This window comes from Maricaulis alexandrii, assembly GCF_005871165.1.
GTDB lineage: Bacteria > Pseudomonadota > Alphaproteobacteria > Caulobacterales > Maricaulaceae > Maricaulis > Maricaulis alexandrii.
Genome location: NZ_SWKP01000008.1, coordinates 155172 through 175631 on the forward strand (window position 1 = coordinate 155172; position 20460 = coordinate 175631).

Below are 20460 nucleotides of genomic sequence, written 5' to 3' on the forward strand. Positions count from 1 at the left end.
CTACCTTTGACATGGAGTCTAGTTTCTACAGCGACTATAGAAGCAAGAAGAAAATGACAAAAGAATTCAGTATCGGCAAAGCGGCAAAAACCTCCGGCGTCAAAGTGACGACGATCCGCTACTACGAGAGCGTTGGTTTGATGCCGGAACCAAGGCGGGTAGAAAGCGGCCGCCGGGTCTACGATCAAGCGTCAGTGGATCTGCTTGGATTTATCCGGCATGCGCGCGACCTTGGTTTTACCGTCGAGGCGATACGTGACTTGATCGACCTGCAGGAGAACCCTGGTACAGATTGCACAAGGGCTGACGAGTTGGCTCGTCATCATCTTGTCGAGACGCAAAAACGCATCGAGCAGCTACGCGTTCTTGAGCATGAGCTCAAACGTATGATCGAGGGATGTGCAGGCGGAAAAGTTGGCAGTTGCGAGATCGTCACCAGCCTGTTCGATCATTCGAAATGCTTGTCAGATCACAGCCCGGCACGGATAGGAAAAAAGTGATCAACGTATCCCCGGCACCTTAAACTTTGAGCCGCTTCCATCCGAGAATTAACAATGCCGCCCCTATGAAAATGAAGACATCGGCCAGATTGAAGGTGGGCCAGCGCAGCGCTTGCCATCCAAAATCAAGGTAGTCTGTAACAACTCCGTCGCCGAGCCGATCGATAGCATTGGCCAACCCACCTGACGCAAACAAAATACCGGCGGCATTAACAAGTTTCGACTTTTGCTCCGCGGTCCAAATCAAAACTGCTACGACAAGAACGACTGCCACACTCGAAAGAATATAGGGCGCAATCCAATGATCGCTATCCAATACCCCAAAACTAACGCCCCTGTTGTGGCCGAGCGTTAGGTTAAACCCGGGCACCAGCGGCACCGACGTGCCAACATCAACAAGCAGGCGTTCGATTTGGGATTTCACGATCAAATCGAACGCGACTAAGAACACCCAAAAAATTAAGTACACTGAGCGTATCCGGCGAAGGCCAAACATCTTGCTCTGAATGTAGGCGGGTCGAATAATTGGCATCTTCAGTTTGTCCCTCTAGTCGAGTGAAACTCAATCAAGTGAACCAAGCAGCCCCGAGCGACTGTGCAGGGGGGGACAGGACGCCCGGGGCAGCCGGCGGATCTGGTGGGTGCGAGAACAAAGGGTTGCCCCACCAGATCCTCACCTGTCTTCGGTTAGGTAGACAGGCGTTCTTGAGCGCGCTTTTGTGGATGTGGCGCGAACCACTTGTAGACAGCTGGCAGTACCAACAACGTCAGTACGGTCGAGGTGACCAGGCCGCCGATAACAACGGCGGCGAGCGGTCGCTGAACCTCCGAGCCAATCCCCGATGCAAACAACAACGGCATCAGACCAAGTCCGGTGGTTGTCGCCGTCATCAAGACAGGTTGAGCTCGGCGTACCGCAGCCTCGACGCTGAAAGCATCAACATCCAGACGTTCTTTGGCAAAACGGTCTAGGAAAGACACCAGGACCATGCCGTTACCCAGGGCGATACCAAACAGAGCGATGAAGCCAACCGATGCCGGGACCGATAGATTTTGCCCCGTCAGCCAGAGCGCCGCTATTCCTCCGACGAGGGCCAGCGGGATGTTGGCGATGATGAGCAGAGCGCTCTTTAAGCGACCAAAGCTGAACAGCAAAAGCAAAAACACGACACCGAGCGTGACTGGAATCACGATCGCGAAACGCGCATTTGCTTGTTGCTGAAGCTCGAACTGGCCACCCCATTCAACAAAATACCCTGGAGGCAATTCAATGTTTCCAGCAACGGCATTTTGGCCTTCCGCTACAAACGATCCGATATCGCGTTCACGAACATTGGTTTGGATCGTGATGTACCGTTGACCATTTTCACGCGTGACCTGGCGAGGCCCTTCAATCCGTTCAACGGAGGCAACTTGGCTCAGTGGGATAATCTCATCCCCTGGGCCGTTCAGAACAATCCGGCTGATACGTTCGGCATTCAGTCGGTCTTGCTCGCGATATCGAACGATGATGTCGAACCGTCGAACCCCTTCGAAAACCTGGCCAGCCTGCGAACCGCCGATCGCGGTGCGAACAACAGACAAAACATCTTCTACGTTCAAGCCATATCGACTTATTGCTTCTCGGTTCACCGTTATCCGGAGTTGCGGCGCCCCTGTTACTTGGTCGGTTTGAACATCGGCTGATCCCGAAATGTCACGAATGACGCCTGCAATTTGCGCTGCGTAGTCCTCGAGGACAGCCATGTCCTCTCCGAACAGCTTAATCGCCAAATCAGCTTTCGTTCCGGTCAGCAACTCGTCGGTTGCAGCAGCAATGGGCTGCGTGAAGTTAAACCGGGCCCCTGGGAACGCTTCGAAGCTCTCACTCATCATCGCGAGAAGCGCTTCTTGCGTGCTTGCGGTTTGCCACTCATCTCGCGGTGCGAGAGCGACGAAAGCCTCCGCACTGTTGACAGGATCAGCGTGCGCACCCACTTCCCCGCGGCCGATACGCGTCACGATGCGCTCGACCTCAGGAAAGTTAGAGAGCAGTTGTTGTTCAAAGCGCGTTACCGTCTCCCGAGCTTCCGGCAATGAAATCGACGGAGCCATTGTCAATCGAACGAGCAAATCGCCTTCATTCATTCGTGGCGTAAACTCAGAACCCAAACGTGGGAAAATCGCACCGCCAACCATGAGCATTGCGGCCGCCAGTACGAGCGCCGCCCACCGTTTATGAACGAAAAAACGCACAAGTGGAGCAAATCGCCGTTCGTAGAAATCGGGCTCATCAGAACCCAACGAATTGTTGCCGATCTTCAAGCCGAGCATCGACGCCGCAGGCGCCAGCAGCACAGCGAAAACCAACGACCCTGCCATAGCGAAGACGACCGAAAACGCCAGTGGTCGGAACATTTTTCCTTCGACGCCCTCAAGCGTCAGGATCGGCACAAACACAACGACCACAATCAAGATTGCGAAAACGAGCGGTTGCAGCACTTCCGCACACGCGTTCGCGATAAGCGCACGCTTGTCCTCGCCCTCGGTTGACGCGTTTAATATGCGGTTCGCGTTTTCTACAATGACGACCGCGCCATCCACCATCATCCCAATGGCGATGGCGATACCGCCTAGGGACATGAGGTTTGCAGAAACGCCGAAAAACTGCATCGAGAGCAATGCGAAACCCACCGAAAATGGGATCGAAGCCACAACGATCAAGCTTGGGCGCCAGCCTCGAAGGAAGAGGAATAGGATCACAGCTACGAGTAGCGCACCCTGCCACAAAGCTGTGGTCATCGTGCGAACCGCAGCGCCAACCAACTCGGACTGATCATAATAGGGAACAGCCGTCACGCCGGGCGGGAGAGACGCATTGATCCGTTCCATCCGATCGTGAACGCGCGCGATCACTTCATTCGTGTTTGCGCCGAGCAGTTTCAGCACGAGGCCGGCAACGACTTCGCCTTCCCCGTCCATGGTGGCCATGCCTTGCCGCGGGGCGCCCCCAATCTCGATGTTCGCGATATCGCGAACACGAACTGGCACGCCGTCCTCGACCTTCACGATAATGTCGGAGAGGTCGTGAATTCCTTGGGCCAACCCAACTGCACGCACGGTGTATTGCTCGCTGTTCTCGATGAGAAACTGAGCGCCCGCATTTGCGTTATTGGCCTCAACAGCCGCGACAATGTCTTCGATCGCTAATTGGTATCGAAGCAAAGCGTCCGGGCGAACGTTGATTTGATACTGCTGCTCAAATCCACCGAGTGACAAAACTTCCGTCACACCGCGTACCGTTTGAAGGTCGAATTTGACCTGCCAATCTTGCAATGTCCGCAGCTGAACACCGTCGAGATTTTCATCTGTAGTCTGCAAGAAATAGAATAGAATTTGCCCGAGCCCAGTGGTGATGGGCCCCATTCCGGGATCACCAAATCCTTCGGGAATTTCTTCTCTGGCTTGTTGTAGCCGTTCACCAACGAGTTGCCTCGCCCAATAGATATCAACGCCATCTTCGAAGTAGATGTTGACGACAGACAAACCAAAGTTTGACGTCGACCGCACCTCGCGAAGCCGGGGCAGCCCGTTCATGGACGTTTCTACGGGAAACGTGACATATCGCTCGACTTCTTCCGGAGCGAGACCTTCAGTTTCTGTGAACACCTGCACGAGCGTGGGTGTTACATCCGGAAACGCGTCTACTGGCATTGTCCGAAATGTGACGATTCCGCCGATGAGGACGAATGCAAATGCAAGAGCCGCAAGAAGGCGCCCTCCAGCAATGCGATGTAGCAAGCCCGCCAAACCGGCGGCTTGTTGTGAGGAGTTAGTGCGCGTGTCCATCGTCGAACTCCCCTTTTTGTAATTCTGCTTTCAACGAGAACGTCTCGGTAGTAGCGATCATCTCGCCCAGACTGACGCCTGACAGGATCTCTGCGAAGCGATCCGACCTCCGCCCTAAGCGCACTTCACGGACCTCAAAACCATCCGCGCTACGAACGAAAACAACCGTTTCGCCATCCACTGTCTGGAGCGCGGTAACTGGCACGCGTACTGTTGGTTGGGCATCAGAAGCCGCCGCAAACACCGTCACAAACATCCCGGGCCGCAACCGATCTCCTGGATTTTCAATGACAATTCGAGCACGACCAGTTCGCGTCCTCTCACCGATTTGAGGGCTCACGAAGTCGATGGTTGACTCTATTGGTGGACCACCGTCACCAGGGTCAATTGAAACCGGTGCACCTGAGCGAATCCGCCCAAGATCAGCGCCGTAGATTGCCGCATCGACCCACACTGAATCAGTATCCGCCACAATGAACGCAGGTGGCTGAGCACCTTCTTCCAACACCTCTCCAAGCACGGCGTGGCGCTCGATAATCGTGCCGGAAATCGGGGCTGCCAGCTCGTATCGGGTAAGCGATACATCTGACGATGCCACCATTCGAGGCAGAGACGACACATCAACGCCCAATGCATCGAGTTGTTGGCCGGCACTGCGAACCTCAATTCGAGCCTCCTCAAGCGCCCGTCGGGCATCCAGGAAGTCCTGTTCCGCAGAGATCTGGCGTTCCCATAAACGCTCTTCACGTTCGAAAGAACTTTCAGCCAGGTCCAATCTGGCGCGCGCTGAAAGGTAGGACGCCTTGGCGTCAGCGAGCGGGCGGCTGTTTAGAACGGCCAACACGTCGCCTGCCTCAACACGATCCCCCTCAGCCACCGCGACGCTTCGCACAATGCCAGATACCCGAGGCGATACGTGAGCGAGATGATTCAGGTCAAAACCAACTTCAGCGGGCAGCTCAAGAATGCCGTCAACCGCACCGCTGGAGACAGGAGATACGATAATACCAAGATCAGATATTTGGCTGGCATCGAGATGAACTTCAGCACTTTCACTGTGCTCGTTGTCTTCACCATGACCATCGTCATCTTCGTGGCCTTCGTCTCCATCGTCATCCTCGGCATGGCCCTCCGCTTCGGCGTGGTTCTCATCCTCGCCATGATCGTCGTGTCGAGTTTCGGATGTCACGTTGTCTGCGACGCTAGAGCGATCGCCGTTTCCAGATTGTTCGCTCTGACTTTCAGGAGAACATGCCGCTAGAGCCAGAACGCTGGCCGTAATCAGCAGGAGATTGATTTTGTTTTTGGTCATTGTACTGCCTCCTCTGAGTTGGTTTCGACCAGTCGATTGAGTTGCGGTGCGCCTGCCAGAACATCAAGCTCGATCGCGGCACGCGCCAGCTCGGCGCGAGCAGTAATCAGATCCACTCGCACATCGAAGTACGACCGCTGGATATCCAGGAAATTGAGGATATCTAGAGCCCCTTCACGATACGCCCCTTGCGCGGCCCCAAGCGCATTTTCAGACGCCGGGAGGATGTTCTCGTTGAGTTGCGTATAGGTCGATTGCGCTCGTGCGAAACGACCAGCCGATGAGGCATATTGAGCGATCAAAGATCGTCTCATTACCTCTTCGTTGAGCCGCGCTGCATTTTCGCGCGACGCCGCAGCAGCGACACCGCCCTGATTACGATTCAGAACCGGAATAGGGACCTCAAGGGTTGCGACAAACGCTGTTTCATCGGTGCCTCCGAAGCGCCGAACGCCGGCTCCGACGGTAAGATCCGGAATCGCAGCGGCACGCTCTCGACGAATTTCTTGGCTGCGTGCGCGGGTAATGGCCCTGAGTTGGAGAAGCTCAGGATTGTCGGATATCCAATTTACCGGTTGAGCGTCAGAGTAGGCGGTCAGATCGAACGCCTGAAGTGGCGGCGCCAACTCGCCGTTGACCGGTCCTCCAGACCAGATCGCAACGAGTTGATTATTAGCTGCCGATTGTGCGCTAGCGGCATCGTTGGCGGCAATTGTGGCCAGCCCAACGAGCATATCCGCTCGGTTTCGTTCGATCGGAGAAGCCCGACCGGCCTCGACGCGGGAACGGATCGCGTCAGCGGAATTATTGGCAATTTCCAACAACTCCATTCGCAATGACAATGTTTCTGACGCCGCTTGTGCGGCAACGTATGCCTGCGCGGTGCTGGCCAAGAGACGGTTTCGTTGAAGTGCGAGTTCCGCGCTTGCGGCACTAGCCCAAGCGTTTGCAGCCTCGCGAGCTCGCCCTCGATCACCACCTAGGGGGATCGTTTGATTGATCGACAAGGTGGTATCCGCATCGCCGAGACCTCCGCGATCAGATCCGAATTCCTCTATTTCTGCTCCAAGAGTGGGGTTATCCCACAGCCCGGCCTGCAGCGCGTCGGCTTCGGCGGCGCGTATTTCTGCACGCGCCGCTCCAGTTATTGGGTTATTCTCCAGCGCGAGACTTAGCGCACCAGAAAGGTTCAACGGGTCAGCAGAGGTCGTTTGAGCCTCAGCTGCGCCGATGGAGACTCCGGCAAGCACGATTGCTGCCACAGCTCTCCGCCCTAGCCAGTTTGGCCAGGCGACAAATTTTGATTTCATCTAGAATAATTTCCGATTGTTAGTTTCAGTTGGACGAATAGGTCAGACTGAAACTTCAATCGGGGGCTGGAATGGTGGTTCTAGTGCGCGTGAAGAAACGCGTTCACTGGAGAGATCAAAATGGTGCTCTGTAGCGGTCATGTCGACAACCAGGAGCAGCGATCGACTACCAACGACATGATGGCAGACGCCACATCCATGCAGAGCGTGCGAACCATGGTCCGTGTCAGCCGGCCCGTGGCTTTCGATATCTAACACGCTATCGACATGATGGTCATGATCAGCCGAGGCTGCCAGCATGGCTTCGCCGCCCATTGAAATTGTCACGGCAATCAAAATTATGAACTGCAAGCTGATCCGCATGCCCAATTCTTAGTTCAAACTCTTCTCGATTGAAAGCCTCCGAATCTCCCGGTCACGCTGGCGGAGCTGCCAAATGGCATCTCACAAAGGGCAGCGGAACCTATTCTCGTACTGCCTATTATGCGCAGATGCTAAAGAGCTTATTCAATCTCCCCGGCGCGTCGTCCATCCCGGTACTATGTGAGCTGCACTCACCAGCATGCTCAGACGCGATCAGCCAGAATCGCTGTTCGAATTGGTCGACGAAGCTATTGCCTCATCCAGTTGCTGTACCAACGACAATAGCTGCTGCCTCAACCCAGCCCAACGCACGCTAACTGCAGCAGCGGGGCGATCTGCAGCCACAAGGATATAGATGAGAATCGCATCGCTATGTTTGGCCAGCGCAATCAAGTGACGGCCGCTCGGCCCATGCGTGCCTGACAACCAGTGCTTGGCTGAGCGCTCGCTCGCCCCAGTCCAGCTCATCAATGTTTTGATCGCCTGATGCGACGTCCCAAGTTCGCTTCGCAGCGCCATGGCTATGGTTTGCTCGTATCCACCGGGCCCGCCGCGACCAGGCAATTCATTGCCCATTTTTGGAAACATGTTGCCCGCCCTTTGCGTCTAACGTGGTGGCGCCTGTCAGATTTCACCGCCCGACAGGTCGAGCGGGCATTGCTCCGTTGTTCAACATCGTGATTGGCGACTGCGTGACAGGCAGCCTCGCTGAGGATCGTGACATCCATCATCGCAACAGACAAAAGGTCGCAAATCTATGGTGAAGGGACTTAAGGCAGCGGAATACGTCCGCATGTCGACCGACCACCAAAGATACTCTACCCAGAACCAGTCTGACGCCATCAGACAGTATGCTCACGCACGCTCAATCGAGATCGTGCGAACCTACGCTGACCAAGGCAAAAGCGGACTTAGCCTGGACGGGCGAGACGCATTGAAACAATTGATTGATGACGTTGAAAACGGTCGCGCAGACTTTGAGACTGTGCTCGTCTATGACGTCAGCCGTTGGGGCCGGTTCCAGGATGCCGATGAGAGCGCCTACTACGAATACATCTGCAAACGAGCGGGCATCAGCGTGCAGTATTGCGCTGAGCAGTTCGAAAATGACGGAAGCCCGGTCTCTACGATCGTAAAGGGCGTCAAACGCGCTATGGCAGGAGAGTATAGCCGCGAGCTGTCCTCCAAAGTGTTTGCGGGTCAATGCCGGCTGATTGAGCTGGGGTATCGCCAAGGCGGCGTAGCTGGGTTTGGCTTTCGAAGAACGCTGGTGGACCAATCGGGCGCGGTGAAAGGGCAACTTCGCACCGGTGAACACAAGAGCATCCAAACAGACCGCGTCGTACTCACTCCCGGGCCAAGCGACGAACTTGAAATCGTCCGAAATATATATCGGCGCTTTGTGCAGGATCAAAAAAGCGAGCGAGAGATATCTGACGAGCTCAATGAAGCGGGACGATTTCGCGAGAACCAGCAAGCCTGGACACGCGGCACCGTTCACCAAATTCTGATCAACGAGAAGTACGCTGGTCACAATGTCTGGAACCGCGTCTCCTTCAAACTCAAGAAGAAACGCGTGCGAAACGATCCCCAAATGTGGGTCCGCGCCGATAGCGTCTTTCCCGCCATCATTGATCAGGCCACGTACGACGCGGCTCAAACCATCATCCAAGCGCGCAGCTTTCGCATGTCCAACGAAGATATGCTGGACGCGCTTCGCTCGCTCCGCTTAAGAGAAGGACTGCTTTCAGGTCTGATCATAGACGAAGAAGACGGCATCCCGTCCAGCAGTGCCTACCGATCTCGTTTCGGCAGCTTGTTGCAAGTCTATCGATTGGTCGGATTCACGCCGCGGCGCGACTATCGATATATCGAGATCAATCGACATCTTCGCACGCTTCATCCGGGCTTGCTCGACGAGCTAAAGAGCGGCTTGAAGGCCACTGGAAGCCGCCTTCAAACTGACCCGGATACCCAGCTCATCCATATAAATTCCGAGTTGAGCATATCCGTTGTGATCGTGCGTTGTCGGCGCACGCAAGGTGGCGCCATGCGCTGGCAACTTCGCTTGGACACCGGTCTACGGCCCGACATCACAGTCGCCATTCGCATGAACGCGACCAATCAAGCGCCTCTCGATTTCTACATACTGCCGCGCATCGACATTGCCTCTGCCAGGTTGAGACTAGCAGAGGCCAATGGCTTGGCGCTTGATGCCTATCGGTTTGACGATTTTGAGGAATTTTTTGAGCTTTTCAGACCGGTCCCAATCTTGGAGGCAGCGTGATGACTGAACCGTCCGAACGTCAAATCGAGCTAATTCCGATCAACAGCATTCACGTACTAAACCCTCGGACGCGCAACAAGCGGCTCCACCGGGAAATCGTCGACAACATTGCCGTGGTCGGCCTCAAACGCCCCATCACTGTAAGCCGCCGCGTTGGAAGTAGCCCACAAAGTTTCGATTTGGTGTGTGGTGAAGGGCGCTTGGAAGCCTTTCGAATGCTAGGAGAAACTGAAATCCCAGCGATGATAATCGACGCGTCGGAAGCCGACTGCTTTGTCATGAGTTTGGTTGAAAACATCGCTCGCCGGCAACACAGACCGATCGACCTGATGCACGAGATCGGCAGCCTCAATAAGCGAGGATATTCAGACACCCAGATCGCGCAGAAGATCGGCGTTACGGCTAGCTGGGTCAGCATGATTGTCAGCCTCCTCGACAAAGGAGAGGAACGGCTAGTGGCCGCTGTTGAATCGGGACTCATGCCAATCAGTTTGGCGGTGGACATTGCACGCGCCGATCACAGCGAAGTGCAAAATGTGCTGATGGATGCGTACGATGCTGGAAAAATCAAAGGCAAAAAGCTCGCCACTGTTCGGCGCATGCTCGACCAAAGAATGCGCCGCAGCAAGGTTTTTCGGGAAGGAAAGATGGGGCTGAAAAACTCGTCCCGTCGCCCGACTGCGGCAGATCTGATGCGTCTTTATGAACGGGAAGCGGAAAAGCAGCGGCTCCTGGTCAAGAAGTCCGACTACACCCAGGCGAAACTACTATTTTTGGTCGAAGCTCTCAAAGAACTCTTTTCCGACGAGGCATTCGCAACCCTTCTTCGGGCAGAAAGACTTGAGACGATGCCCCGCGCGCTTGCCTCACGGGTTATTGGGGAGATGGTATCATGATCCAACATCCTACCGCGCCGCCGAGCCCCGTAAAGCTGGCGTTTGAGCGTGAGATGGTTCTCGTCGACTTGGCTGCGGTCATTCCGCTCAAATCACTAAAGCCCGGCGTCAAAGACAGCAAAAAATACGCTCAAATTCTGTCTTCAGTGCGGACCATCGGCATTGTTGAACCCCCTGTGGTCGTGCCGGAGCCAGGTCGATCTCAACGATATTTCTTGCTTGATGGATTAATGCGTCTAGAGGCTTTGAAAGATCTGGGCATCACGCGAGTTGAGTGCCTCGTCGCCACAGATGATGAGGCCTACACCTACAACAAACGGGTCAATCGGCTTGCGGCGGTGCAAGAGCATAAAATGATTGTTCGCGCCGTGGATCGCGGAGTTCCTCCCGAGCGAATTGCCGAAGCGCTTGGATTGGATGTCGTCACAATCCGCCGCCGCTTTAAGATGCTTGATGGGATTTGCCCCGAGGCCGTAGAGTTACTGAAGGACACGACTTGTCCCCTCGCTGTCTTTGAGATCTTGAGGCACATGGCACCTATTCGCCAAGTGGAAGCGGCGGATCTGATGATCGGTCAGAACAATTTTTCAACAATGTTTGCCCGGGCTTTGCATGCAGCAACGCCTCCTACACAGCTGGTGGATGCCCGGAAACGAAAACCCAAAGGCACTACCGCCGTAACAGCCGAGCAAATTGCCCGCATGGAGCGTGAACTCGCGAGCTTGCAAAGCCGAGTGAAGCTAGTTGAAGAAAACTACGGGTTGGACAACCTGCATTTGACCGTCGCCAAAGGCTACATATCCAAGCTGCTGAGCAATCCGCGGATTGTCCGATGGCTAAGCCAAAACCGCCAAGAGTATGTCGCCGAATTTCAGGGTGTCGCAGAAATTGAAAATCTTGCCCATGACCATGTTGGGGCCGAGTAGCTCCTTCGTGCAATCAACGATGCCCAAGCTGCCGGCAAATGACCGTTGTTCGATGACCGTGTCCTAGGTCACAGATCCACGCGTATTGTGCTTCTATGATGTTCGGACGATCGGGAGACGAGCATGCGATTGATATTTGGATCTTTGTGTTTGCTTTGGACACTAACCAACACCGCATTCGCACAATCTTGCCCAGCGTTGTCTCCCGCCCAGGCCGCCCATGCGGCCGCGCTGCACTCATTTGCCGGTTTACCGAGCGAGGATTCTATCTTGGTTCGAAGGGGCTATGTGCTCTCGTACGACCATACCCATCGCGTTCCGCGTTGGGCCTCATGGCATGCATCCCCTGCCTACCGAGCAGTTCCTGATCGTGACGTATCGCGTTGGGGGCGCTTTCACACAGATCCGGACATCACCAATCCGGTTGAGGACGATGACTTTGATGGTCTCTTTCGCACCGCAGACAATTTCGCCAGAGGCCACATCGTTCCTTACTACATCTCTGGAGGAGACAGAGACGGTGATAGCCTGGGGGCGGCTGACGCTGAGGGTGATGAGCTAGTCGACCTGGACGATGCCTGTACAGTCTTTGAGATCATGTACATGTCCAACATCGCCCCACAATACCACTATCGCTTCAATGGCTCCGGTGGGCTTTGGTATGAACTCGAAACAGCGTTGCGCGATCTGATCGATAGCCAAGACGCAGAGTTCCATGTGATCGCCGGCACGGTATTTGGTGCCCAGGACGTCCAGTTCGTTGGTCCTGCCAACGATCAAACCATTGGCGTGCCTGACATGTTCTTTAAGATCGTCGTGACCGACGCGGGCCCCATCGGCTTCCTGTTCACGCACCGGCGTCAGCTCATCCCCGAGGCCTGCCCGCTGGAAGCAGAACTCGTAGACTGCATCGTTCCTATTTCCGTAATCGAGAACGTGAGCGGGCTGGATTTCTTTTCTAGCCTGGGCCCGACTGAAAGCGGCTTTGAGACGATTGATGGTTTAGCTGCGTGGCAAACGGTCACAGGAACGCCATGAACGGGTACGAGAAATACTCGCGCGACTATGGGGGCCCGCCTCCGGGGTGGGGCGACCGTGTTTTGACAGTCATTCTGTTACTTCTAGCCATCGCAATTGTTGGATACGCTGTTTGGCGCTCATTTGGCGCCTAGGTGGTTTGCCGGTGGTTGAGGGCCGTAGTTCGCCTGCAGCGCCCATTCGTTTCAAATGCATGCTTTGGCTCGATCTAAATCGTTCCGAAATTTCGTTCCAGTTTTCGGCACTACGAAAAACTCTCGCGAATTTGGAGCGCTCCGCGCATTGCGGATTTGTGAGTTGAATTAATCCCCATTTCGCTTATTTCGTTTATTGCGTTAAATTCGTTTAGACGCATTCCAAGGATGGGTGAGATTATGAGTGCTGCACACCAACTCGATTTTTCAGACCGCATGCCGGATGAAATCGATAGTCGCGCTGCCAACGACCTTCGCACGATCATCGCCAGCCTGACTAAAGACGATCAACCGACCGAGCTCAAACTAGCCCTTGGTAAAGGCAAGATCGCCGATGTCATTCTAACGCCGGCGCTAACCCAAACACTTCTCGACGTATTGCGTCTTGTCGGGGCCGGTCGGGGCTTCCAGGTCATTCCAGTGGAAGCTTCACTAACGACCCAACAGGCCGCAGATCTCCTCAATGTCTCGCGCCCGTATCTCGTAGGATTGCTCGATAAAGCGGAAATCCCCTTCCACAAAGTAGGGCGCCACCGCCGCATCCGCGCTGAGGATCTATTTGCTTATCGGCACAAGCGCGATGAAAAGCGCGCATCTGCGCTTTCCGCTCTGGCCGAAGACGACGCGAAGCTCGACCTTATATGAGTGAACGCGCCGATCGATTTACGGTCGTCCTCGACGCAAATGTTCTCGCAACCGGATTGGGGCGGAACATGCTTCTCTCGCTCGCAGAAGCCGGCTTGTTCCGCCCGCGTTGGACGGCCGACATTCTGGATGAGACCGAGGGCGCGATCCGCAAAATCATCAAAGATCCGGAGAAAGCGAAAACACAGCGCCAACGCATTGACGAGGCCTTCCCGGAAGCCTGCATCAATGGGCATGAGATATTTGTGGATGGCCTTAAGCTCAAAGACCCGGATGATCGACATGTCGTAGCTGCCGCGATCCGAACGCGTGCCGCCATCATCGTGACCGAAAACCTCAAGGACTTTGACCCGGAGGTCCTTGAAGCGTTGGATATTCAGTGCCTGAGCTTGGACGATTTTGTCGCTGACTTAATAGACTTGGCCGGCCCGGAAGCCATCGAAGCCCTTAGAGTAATGCGCAAGCGCTTCAAGAATCCCGAAACCACGGCCGAAGCCTTAATTCGTCGCATAGAAGCCAAAGGGTACGTTCAAACGGCAAGCTTGTTGGAACGCTTCGCGAGTCTACTCTGAGAGCCAGGATCCAAGTTCCGAATAGCGCGTACTGCCAATTATGCGCAAAGTGTCGGGTAATCATGACATCGAAGGATGTCTGCTTCATCCCGGGAACGGACATTGCGCAGTCAACGGGACTTTCCATTCTCAAGCTTGGAGCGCGTTGACGATCTTCAGCGTTCGGCGCACATAGCCGGTTAGTTCCGTAGTATCGATCTCATCCGGCGAGCCATCGGCCACATCTTCGCCGTGGTAATACCGGCTGGTATAGTCGTTGATCTGGTCGATTTCGTCATAAAGCGCGCTGGCCGGATGTTCTTCCCCGCCTTCCCTGATCTTCCGCGCGATTTCGCCCAGCCAATCCTGGCCCGCAGAAAATGATGCGGGATAAGTGGTCCAACAGTGCGTTTCCAGCACGCCCCGCATCTTGCGGATCAGATCGATGCGATTTCCCGCGCCAGTCGACATGAAGTCCTGCAGGTCATCGATATCCGTGGCCGTCCGGCCTTGGCACGCCCGCTCAAGATCAATGGCCGTTATCTTCGAACCCTGCGCGCGATGATCGGCCAGCGTAAGCGCGATGCGCTCGGCCGCAGGCGCCTTGTCCCATACTTGCTTCAAGAACGTCGCGTCGTGGGAAAGCACGATGACTTGCGCGCAGCGCCTGGCGACCTTGACGATTTCATAAACCGTCTGGCGCCGCCGGAAGGCGTCTTGGCTGCTGAACGGGTCATCGAAGACGACGATCTTGTTCGCGATATCCGGGTCCTGTTCCAGATGGGCTAGGAAGAAGGCCAGCGCCAACGTCGTCCGATCGCCGGCGCTGAGCGTATTCTTGAAGCTGGGGCGATCAGCCGGCGTCCGGCCGTCGCCCAGATCGATGGGGGTATTGTTGATGACTAGCTGGTAGCTTGAGGCCGCTGTACCGCCCGGGTATGCATGCTTCGTTTCCGCAATCGAAAAGCCGGCGTTGAAGGCCGCCAGGTAATGGTTGATGCGGTTTTGATACGGTCGCAAGACGGCCGCCGTATGCCGATCCAATTCGGCGCGCGCGGCTTCCTTCCGCTGATCGATATCATCCTTTTCCCCCTTCAGCCGAACATGATCCGCGCACAGGCCGGCAACCGGTTCCGAATGGCGAGTTCGGATCGCCCGCCGCAATTCCAGTTCCGCTTCGGCGGCATTTACATCAGCGGCGCCGGTCTCATGTTTCTTCGCCGCGATCAGGGCGTTCGCTTCGCGTACCGCCAAGGCGATGATTTCGGCCGTCTCCCGCGCGGCCTCCCACGCCGCCTGCGCGGCCCGGAATGCTTCATCGGGCTCGATCCTATCCAGTGGCGCCACGGCTTTGCGCGCCAACAGCGCACTTGCCGCCCCACCCATCGCGCGCATCGCATCAGTGATTTCTGCCGGCAGGGCCAGCGTTGGCGCATCGATGCCGCAGTACCGGGCCCAGAATTCGGCCGATCCGGCGTCCTGTTCCCGGCTGGTGTTCAGCGCGCCAACGGCCCCATTCCCGAACCGTTCATCGATCTGTTCGGCCATGGCCGATATCGCGGCGCGGAGATCCGCGTAGCGTTCGCTGAAGACCGACCGGTAGGCCGCGATCAGGGGCAGGCCCTCGATCCCCTGACCGCAAAATGGGCATGTCTCATCCGCATGCGGCAAGCCCTCCGCGATCCAGTTCCCCCCGCCATCTGTCATCGCATGCGCCGCCAGATGTTCAGCAATCCGGGCTTCTGCATCGGCCGCTACATCGTCCAGCGTTCGGCCAAGGATTTCGAGGAAGCCTTCCGGCAGTTCCGGAAGGGCCACTTCGGCCAGTGCCGCGCGATCGTTGATCTGGCGCGCCTGGCGAACTGCCTCAACATTGCGCTCCTGTTCTTCGATGCGCCGATCGACTTCCGGATCGGCCGTCAGGGCGATGAATTGATCCAAGTTCATGCCCTGCGGTAGATGTGGCTGGATGGCCCTTGCCGCCGCGGTGATCTCACCGGTCTTTTCTCGACTTGCCGTCGCCAGTTGCGAATCCGCTACGGCTAGGCCTACGCCTTCTTCGCCGATGATGACGCGGTACAGGTTGCGGCGGTGTTCGATATCGACCACTTCGCCGGAATGCACATTTTCGGCAACGAACACGCCATCGAAGATGGCCAGGCCGGGGCATGTCGCGTTCCAGGCTTCGCCGTTGAAGCGCGACATGCCCGCTGCCATCAGCAATTCGATACCGATCGGAGCTTCAACGCCCAGGGTCTTTCGGCCCGCTACATGGGCGGCTTCCCCAGTCTTCAAAGACCGAAGGATCGCACAGATAGTCGTCTTGCCGAAGCCGTTCCCGCCAGCGATCAATGTATACCGAGATAAATCTGGATTGCCTGGGGCGGCCGAATTGATGAACCGGCCTACGTTTTTGATTGTAACGATTTTCCGCAGCATCACTGCATCTCTCAATGGGTACCTTTAAGCGGCCGCGCGTCTTCGCCCGCGGCATTCGATCAGGCTCGCAATCTTTGAAGACCGGGTGTCGGTGCTGGGCCTTCGGTATTCAATTTCTAGTATTAAGCAACTCAAAAGGGAGAGACAAATTTCGTCTCCTCCGCCGACGGCCTCGGCATCCCGAAAGCGGCCGTCAGCTTCTCGACGGAACTGGATCAAGACCAACGGGAGGTGGGCATTCAACGCGGCCTGTGCCGAAGGCCGTATTGCGGACAAAATTGCCTCCCGCATCATCTAAATGGATGACTGTAAGCAGTCATAGCTCGTGCAGACTTGTGACACGCCCGGAGGAAATTGGGAGTTCGGGTCGATCGCAGCGCACAGCTTTTTAGGGACCCAAAACGCGGGTTGTCTGCTTAGAGTAAGCGTGCACGCCATAACGGACGTTCCGCCGAAACGCGCATGGTCGTCTCAATTCTAAATGCGACTGGGATATAACTTCGAACATGGTAGACAGCCGTTATGAATACTATCCTTACCAGAACCGGCCTTTGGATCTCCGATAAGCTCAGCAAGATTGCACAAGAGCTGCGCGTTCGCTCCGTTTCGCGAGTGGAGCGAGCGAAATTCGTCGACCTCGCCCCAACTGATACAGCTGACCAAGGAGGGGTATATTCGGCTGCATTAAAGTTCGCGACCGACAATCCGGACGTTTCGAACATTGCTCTCACCGGACCTTATGGCTCTGGCAAAAGCAGCATTATCCGATCGTTCCTAAAGTCCTACCCCCGCCATGCCCTGCATATTTCTCTTGCCGCTTTCTTACCGGAAACAGGCGATGAAGGACGCACTGTCCCTAGACAGGAGATAACTAAACAGCAGATCGAGCGGAGCATCCTCCAGCAACTGCTTTACGGAGCAGACGCGAAAAAACTGCCACTCTCACGCTTCAAGCGTATCCAGTCGCCAGGATATTGGGGAACTTTCCGATCACTCTACATTCTTGCCGGGCTTCTCGCTTTTGGGCTTGTTTTCCAAAGTCGCGCAGCGATTTTTGATGGGTCGTACTTCGAACCGTTCGATTTTACGAACTGGCTTGATATCTTCGTGGTTGCTTTCGCGTTGATCTTTCTTTGGTCCGCGATCCATCACCTCTACGTCGCCAGTTTCGGCATGTCGCTCAAAAGCATTTCGCTGAAAGATATCGAGATACGACCGTCTTCAGACGACCAGGACTCGATCCTCAACCGTCACCTGGACGAGATCGTCTACTTCTTCCAACGAACTCGGTACGACCTCGTTGTCGTAGAGGATCTCGATCGCTTCGAGGATTCAAACATCTTCGTCACCCTTCGCGAGATCAACAGTCTCGTGAACGGTAATGTGGGGGTGAGGCGCCGGGTCAGATTCCTCTATGCGTTGCGCGACGACATGTTCGTCAATACCGACCGCACCAAGTTCTTCGAATTCATCATCCCAGTCATTCCGATTATCAACAGCTCGAACTCGATCGACATGGTGCTCGCGCAGGGCAAGCGGCTAGAGCTAGACGGAAGGCTCGATCAGCAGTTCCTGCGCGAAGTTTCTCGCCACCTGAGCGATCTCCGACTGATACACAACATCTTCAACGAGTACGCGATTTATGTCGCCAATCTGGAGACCGATGGCGAGAACGTGCTCGACGCCACAAAGCTCCTCGCCGTGCTGATCTATAAGAATGTGTATCCTAGGGATTTCGAACGGCTCCATCGCGGCGAAGGGCAGCTCGCTGGAATTCTCGGACGTAAAGACGAGCTCATCGCCGCACTTGAGCAGAACCATCGATCTGAAATCGCCGCACTCGAACGTGATATCGCAGCGGCGGACCAGCAGATCGCAAAGGATTTGCGCGAGCTAAGGCGCATTTACGCGATGGCCCTTCTCGAAACGCTGCCAGCCAATGTCGCCGCCCTAAGCCAGAACGGACAGGCGTTTGTCGCGCCCGCTCAATTGTCCGAGCAAGAAGATTTTGAACACTTCGTCACCACGCCAACCATGCACTTCCACCGTTTCAATGGCGGCCGGCAAAGGCAGGACAATGCCGCCTTCCAAGACAGTGTTGACCCTAAAGCAAGTTATGCCGAACGGGTACAAAGCATCGAACACAAGGAGGACGCATATAAGAAGGCTGCACAGCGAAGGATCGCCCACCTGAGAGGCGAGATCAAAACGATCCGGACGAGCAAGTTCAACGTCCTGCTGCGCTCCAGCCCACAAGAAATCGAATCCCTCTTTGAAAATCTCGGCGGCGGCGGTGAACTCGCTCGGTTCCTGCTTTTGGAGGGCCATCTCGACGACAGCTATTACCAGTACACGTCTCTGTTCCACGCCGGGCGGCTATCGCCGAACGATAACAAGTTCCTGATCCAAATCAGGGCTTTCCAAACACCTGACCCCCTGTTCCCGATCGACAACCCGAGTGAAGTAATTGCGGGAATGAGGGAGGAGGATTTCGGCCTCGATTATGCGCTAAACATTCGGCTCGTCGACGCGCTCTTGGAAAGCGGGGAGCATAATGAGCGGCTCAGGAAGGTTTTCGCATACCTTTCCAACGAGTTTCCGAACCAGCAGGAGTTCTTCGAAGCCTACTACATGACAGGGTCGCGAGTTGGCGAATTCTTGAGGCAGCTCGTCGACGCTTGGCGCGGCTTCGTGCCGATGGCCATTGTTGGTTCCTTCGCAGTCTTGCATATCGCGCGCCTTATCGAACATCTTCCTTCGGCCATGCTGGCTCGCGAGCGCAAAGAGCACCCCGAACTGCGGACGTTTGCAGCGGACAATCTCTTAGACATTCTCGGTCTTTTGGAGGGGGTCGATCCGGCCAAGTTTGACGAGTTGCAGATCGAGACAAAGGACCTTGCGGCAATCAATGGATTTCCGAACGTAGTACGCAGACTGTATGAGCTCGGATATTACCGCCTGAACAAAGCGAATTTCAGCTACATCGTCGGCTCAATACTCGGAGAAGAAACCGGCCCTACCTTTCGTAAGCGGCATTACTCGAGAGTTCGAAGCTCCAGAGCCGAACCCCTCCTCGACCGTGTCGAGAGCGATTTCGCGGCGTACTTCAAGAACGTGCTGCTCGAGATGGACGATAACGATGAAGAGGATGTCGACGCGATACTAGCTGTGATGTCTCACGATGAGCTCGACGCCGAAGAGATAGAGACCTTCGTCCTGCGCCAAACAGAGCTATTACCGACACTCGAAGATGTACCCGAGCGCTTTCAGACCACGGTGGTCCGCGAGGCCAAGATGGCTCCCACTTGGCCGAACTGCCTAGCCTATGTCCAGTCAGAGACTTTCGAGAGCGACGCTCTCATCACCTTCCTTGATGATGAGGAGGTCCGCACCGCTCTTCTGGAAACGCCGATTCCGGCAACGAAGGAAGCGCTCCCTCTCCGCCAGTTCCTGATCAATGCCGAGGAATTCGAGGATAGGGTGTATGGCGCTTACATCCGGGCGCTACCCGAGAAATTCAAGAAATTTCCCGAATCCATAGGTGCCGGCAAGCTCCTGATACTTATCGATGAGCGGCGTGTCACGTTCGATGCCAGTAACTTGGCAGCACTCGACGGTGAAGTCGATCTTCAAACCGCATTCGTCTCCCGGAACATCGCCTCCTATCTTGGCGACCCCACCTCTTTCTCGATCGACGATGACTTCCACGAGCGATTGCTCGGCACCGATATCTCAGACGAACACAAACGTGCGATCATCGGTTTGATGGACTTGAACGGTCTTTACAACCTTCCAGAGCGCGCCGGCATTATTGGGCCAATCCTGTTGCGTACAAATGGCGCGCTGTCTTCACTCACGCCTGATATCGTCAAGGCAGTTGTCGTGAACGCTAAGCCAGTCGCCACACAGGTCCAGTTGCTCAACCAACTTCACGAAACACTCGACATGATCGAGGTTCGTCAGGTTCTGGGGCAGCTTCCTTATCCATACTCGAAAATCCAAACCGGATATGCTCGCCCGAGGTTAAAAAGGACGATTGAAAATAGCGAGCTGGTCAGATGGTTGGATGAGCGAGACATCATCTCTTCGGTGGGGAAGTCGTCTTGGTCGAACGATATAGTGGTTAATCTATATCGATCTTAGTTTGATCGTCTTGGATTCCGGCTCTTTC

The 20460-nt window shown here is 55.4% G+C and carries 15 protein-coding genes; 8 read left to right on the forward strand and 7 right to left on the reverse strand.

Features of this window, described 5'->3' with window-relative positions; translation table 11 throughout:
* Positions 1-53 precede the first annotated feature (53 nt).
* Positions 54-500: a MerR family transcriptional regulator gene (locus tag FCS99_RS11755; protein WP_233352788.1), complete on the forward strand. Its 447-nt coding sequence runs from the start codon at positions 54-56 to the stop codon at positions 498-500.
* Between the two features lie 19 nt (positions 501-519).
* Here FCS99_RS11755 and lspA read toward each other — a convergent pair whose 3' ends face one another.
* The 6 genes from lspA to FCS99_RS11785 all read right to left on the reverse strand — a co-directional run bounded on the left by lspA (position 520) and on the right by FCS99_RS11785 (position 7901).
* Positions 520-1032 (reverse strand): signal peptidase II, encoded by a 513-nt coding sequence (gene lspA, locus FCS99_RS11760; protein WP_138512767.1) that lies wholly within the window; start codon positions 1030-1032, stop codon positions 520-522.
* A 155-nt stretch (positions 1033-1187) separates the two neighbouring features.
* Positions 1188-4328: an efflux RND transporter permease subunit gene (locus FCS99_RS11765; RefSeq protein WP_171036357.1), complete on the reverse strand. Its 3141-nt coding sequence runs from the start codon at positions 4326-4328 to the stop codon at positions 1188-1190.
* The gene (locus tag FCS99_RS11770; RefSeq protein WP_138512769.1) at positions 4312-5640 is read right to left on the reverse strand and encodes an efflux RND transporter periplasmic adaptor subunit; all 1329 of its coding nucleotides are present in this window, start codon (positions 5638-5640) and stop codon (positions 4312-4314) included. Before FCS99_RS11770 ends, FCS99_RS11765 begins: the two co-directional genes overlap by 17 nt.
* On the reverse strand, positions 5637-6902 hold the full coding sequence (locus FCS99_RS11775) for a TolC family protein (protein ID WP_171036358.1): 1266 nt from the start codon (positions 6900-6902) through the stop codon (positions 5637-5639). The genes FCS99_RS11770 and FCS99_RS11775 overlap by 4 nt, the downstream gene beginning before the upstream one ends.
* A 90-nt stretch (positions 6903-6992) precedes the next feature.
* Positions 6993-7313: a hypothetical protein gene (locus FCS99_RS11780; protein ID WP_138512773.1), complete on the reverse strand. Its 321-nt coding sequence runs from the start codon at positions 7311-7313 to the stop codon at positions 6993-6995.
* Positions 7314-7526: 213 nt separating this feature from the next.
* Positions 7527-7901: a hypothetical protein gene (locus tag FCS99_RS11785; protein WP_233352789.1), complete on the reverse strand. Its 375-nt coding sequence runs from the start codon at positions 7899-7901 to the stop codon at positions 7527-7529.
* A 169-nt stretch (positions 7902-8070) separates the two neighbouring features.
* Here FCS99_RS11785 and FCS99_RS11790 point away from each other — a divergent pair, with 169 nt between their 5' ends.
* The 6 genes from FCS99_RS11790 to FCS99_RS11815 all read left to right on the forward strand — a co-directional run bounded on the left by FCS99_RS11790 (position 8071) and on the right by FCS99_RS11815 (position 13871).
* Complete coding sequence (locus FCS99_RS11790; protein ID WP_267899622.1) at positions 8071-9600, forward strand: recombinase family protein; 1530 nt, start codon at positions 8071-8073, stop codon at positions 9598-9600.
* Positions 9600-10496 (forward strand): plasmid partitioning protein RepB C-terminal domain-containing protein, encoded by an 897-nt coding sequence (locus tag FCS99_RS11795; protein ID WP_138512777.1) that lies wholly within the window; start codon positions 9600-9602, stop codon positions 10494-10496. Before FCS99_RS11790 ends, FCS99_RS11795 begins: the two co-directional genes overlap by 1 nt.
* Entirely contained in the window at positions 10493-11422 is a 930-nt protein-coding gene (locus FCS99_RS11800; protein WP_138512779.1) for a plasmid partitioning protein RepB C-terminal domain-containing protein, read from the forward strand. The genes FCS99_RS11795 and FCS99_RS11800 overlap by 4 nt, the downstream gene beginning before the upstream one ends.
* Positions 11423-11545: 123 nt before the next feature.
* Positions 11546-12460: a DNA/RNA non-specific endonuclease gene (locus FCS99_RS11805; protein ID WP_138512781.1), complete on the forward strand. Its 915-nt coding sequence runs from the start codon at positions 11546-11548 to the stop codon at positions 12458-12460.
* 374 nt (positions 12461-12834) lie between these two features.
* Positions 12835-13299 (forward strand): helix-turn-helix domain-containing protein, encoded by a 465-nt coding sequence (locus FCS99_RS11810; RefSeq protein ID WP_138512783.1) that lies wholly within the window; start codon positions 12835-12837, stop codon positions 13297-13299.
* The gene (locus tag FCS99_RS11815) at positions 13296-13871 is read left to right on the forward strand and encodes a PIN domain-containing protein (protein ID WP_138512785.1); all 576 of its coding nucleotides are present in this window, start codon (positions 13296-13298) and stop codon (positions 13869-13871) included. The genes FCS99_RS11810 and FCS99_RS11815 overlap by 4 nt, the downstream gene beginning before the upstream one ends.
* Positions 13872-14000: 129 nt before the next feature.
* On the opposite strand, the gene FCS99_RS11820 is transcribed toward FCS99_RS11815, so the two are convergent.
* Positions 14001-16289: an AAA family ATPase gene (locus FCS99_RS11820; RefSeq protein WP_138512787.1), complete on the reverse strand. Its 2289-nt coding sequence runs from the start codon at positions 16287-16289 to the stop codon at positions 14001-14003.
* Positions 16290-16811: 522 nt separating this feature from the next.
* Here FCS99_RS11820 and FCS99_RS11825 point away from each other — a divergent pair.
* On the forward strand, positions 16812-20432 hold the full coding sequence (locus FCS99_RS11825; protein WP_138512789.1) for a YobI family P-loop NTPase: 3621 nt from the start codon (positions 16812-16814) through the stop codon (positions 20430-20432).
* Positions 20433-20460 lie beyond the last annotated feature (28 nt).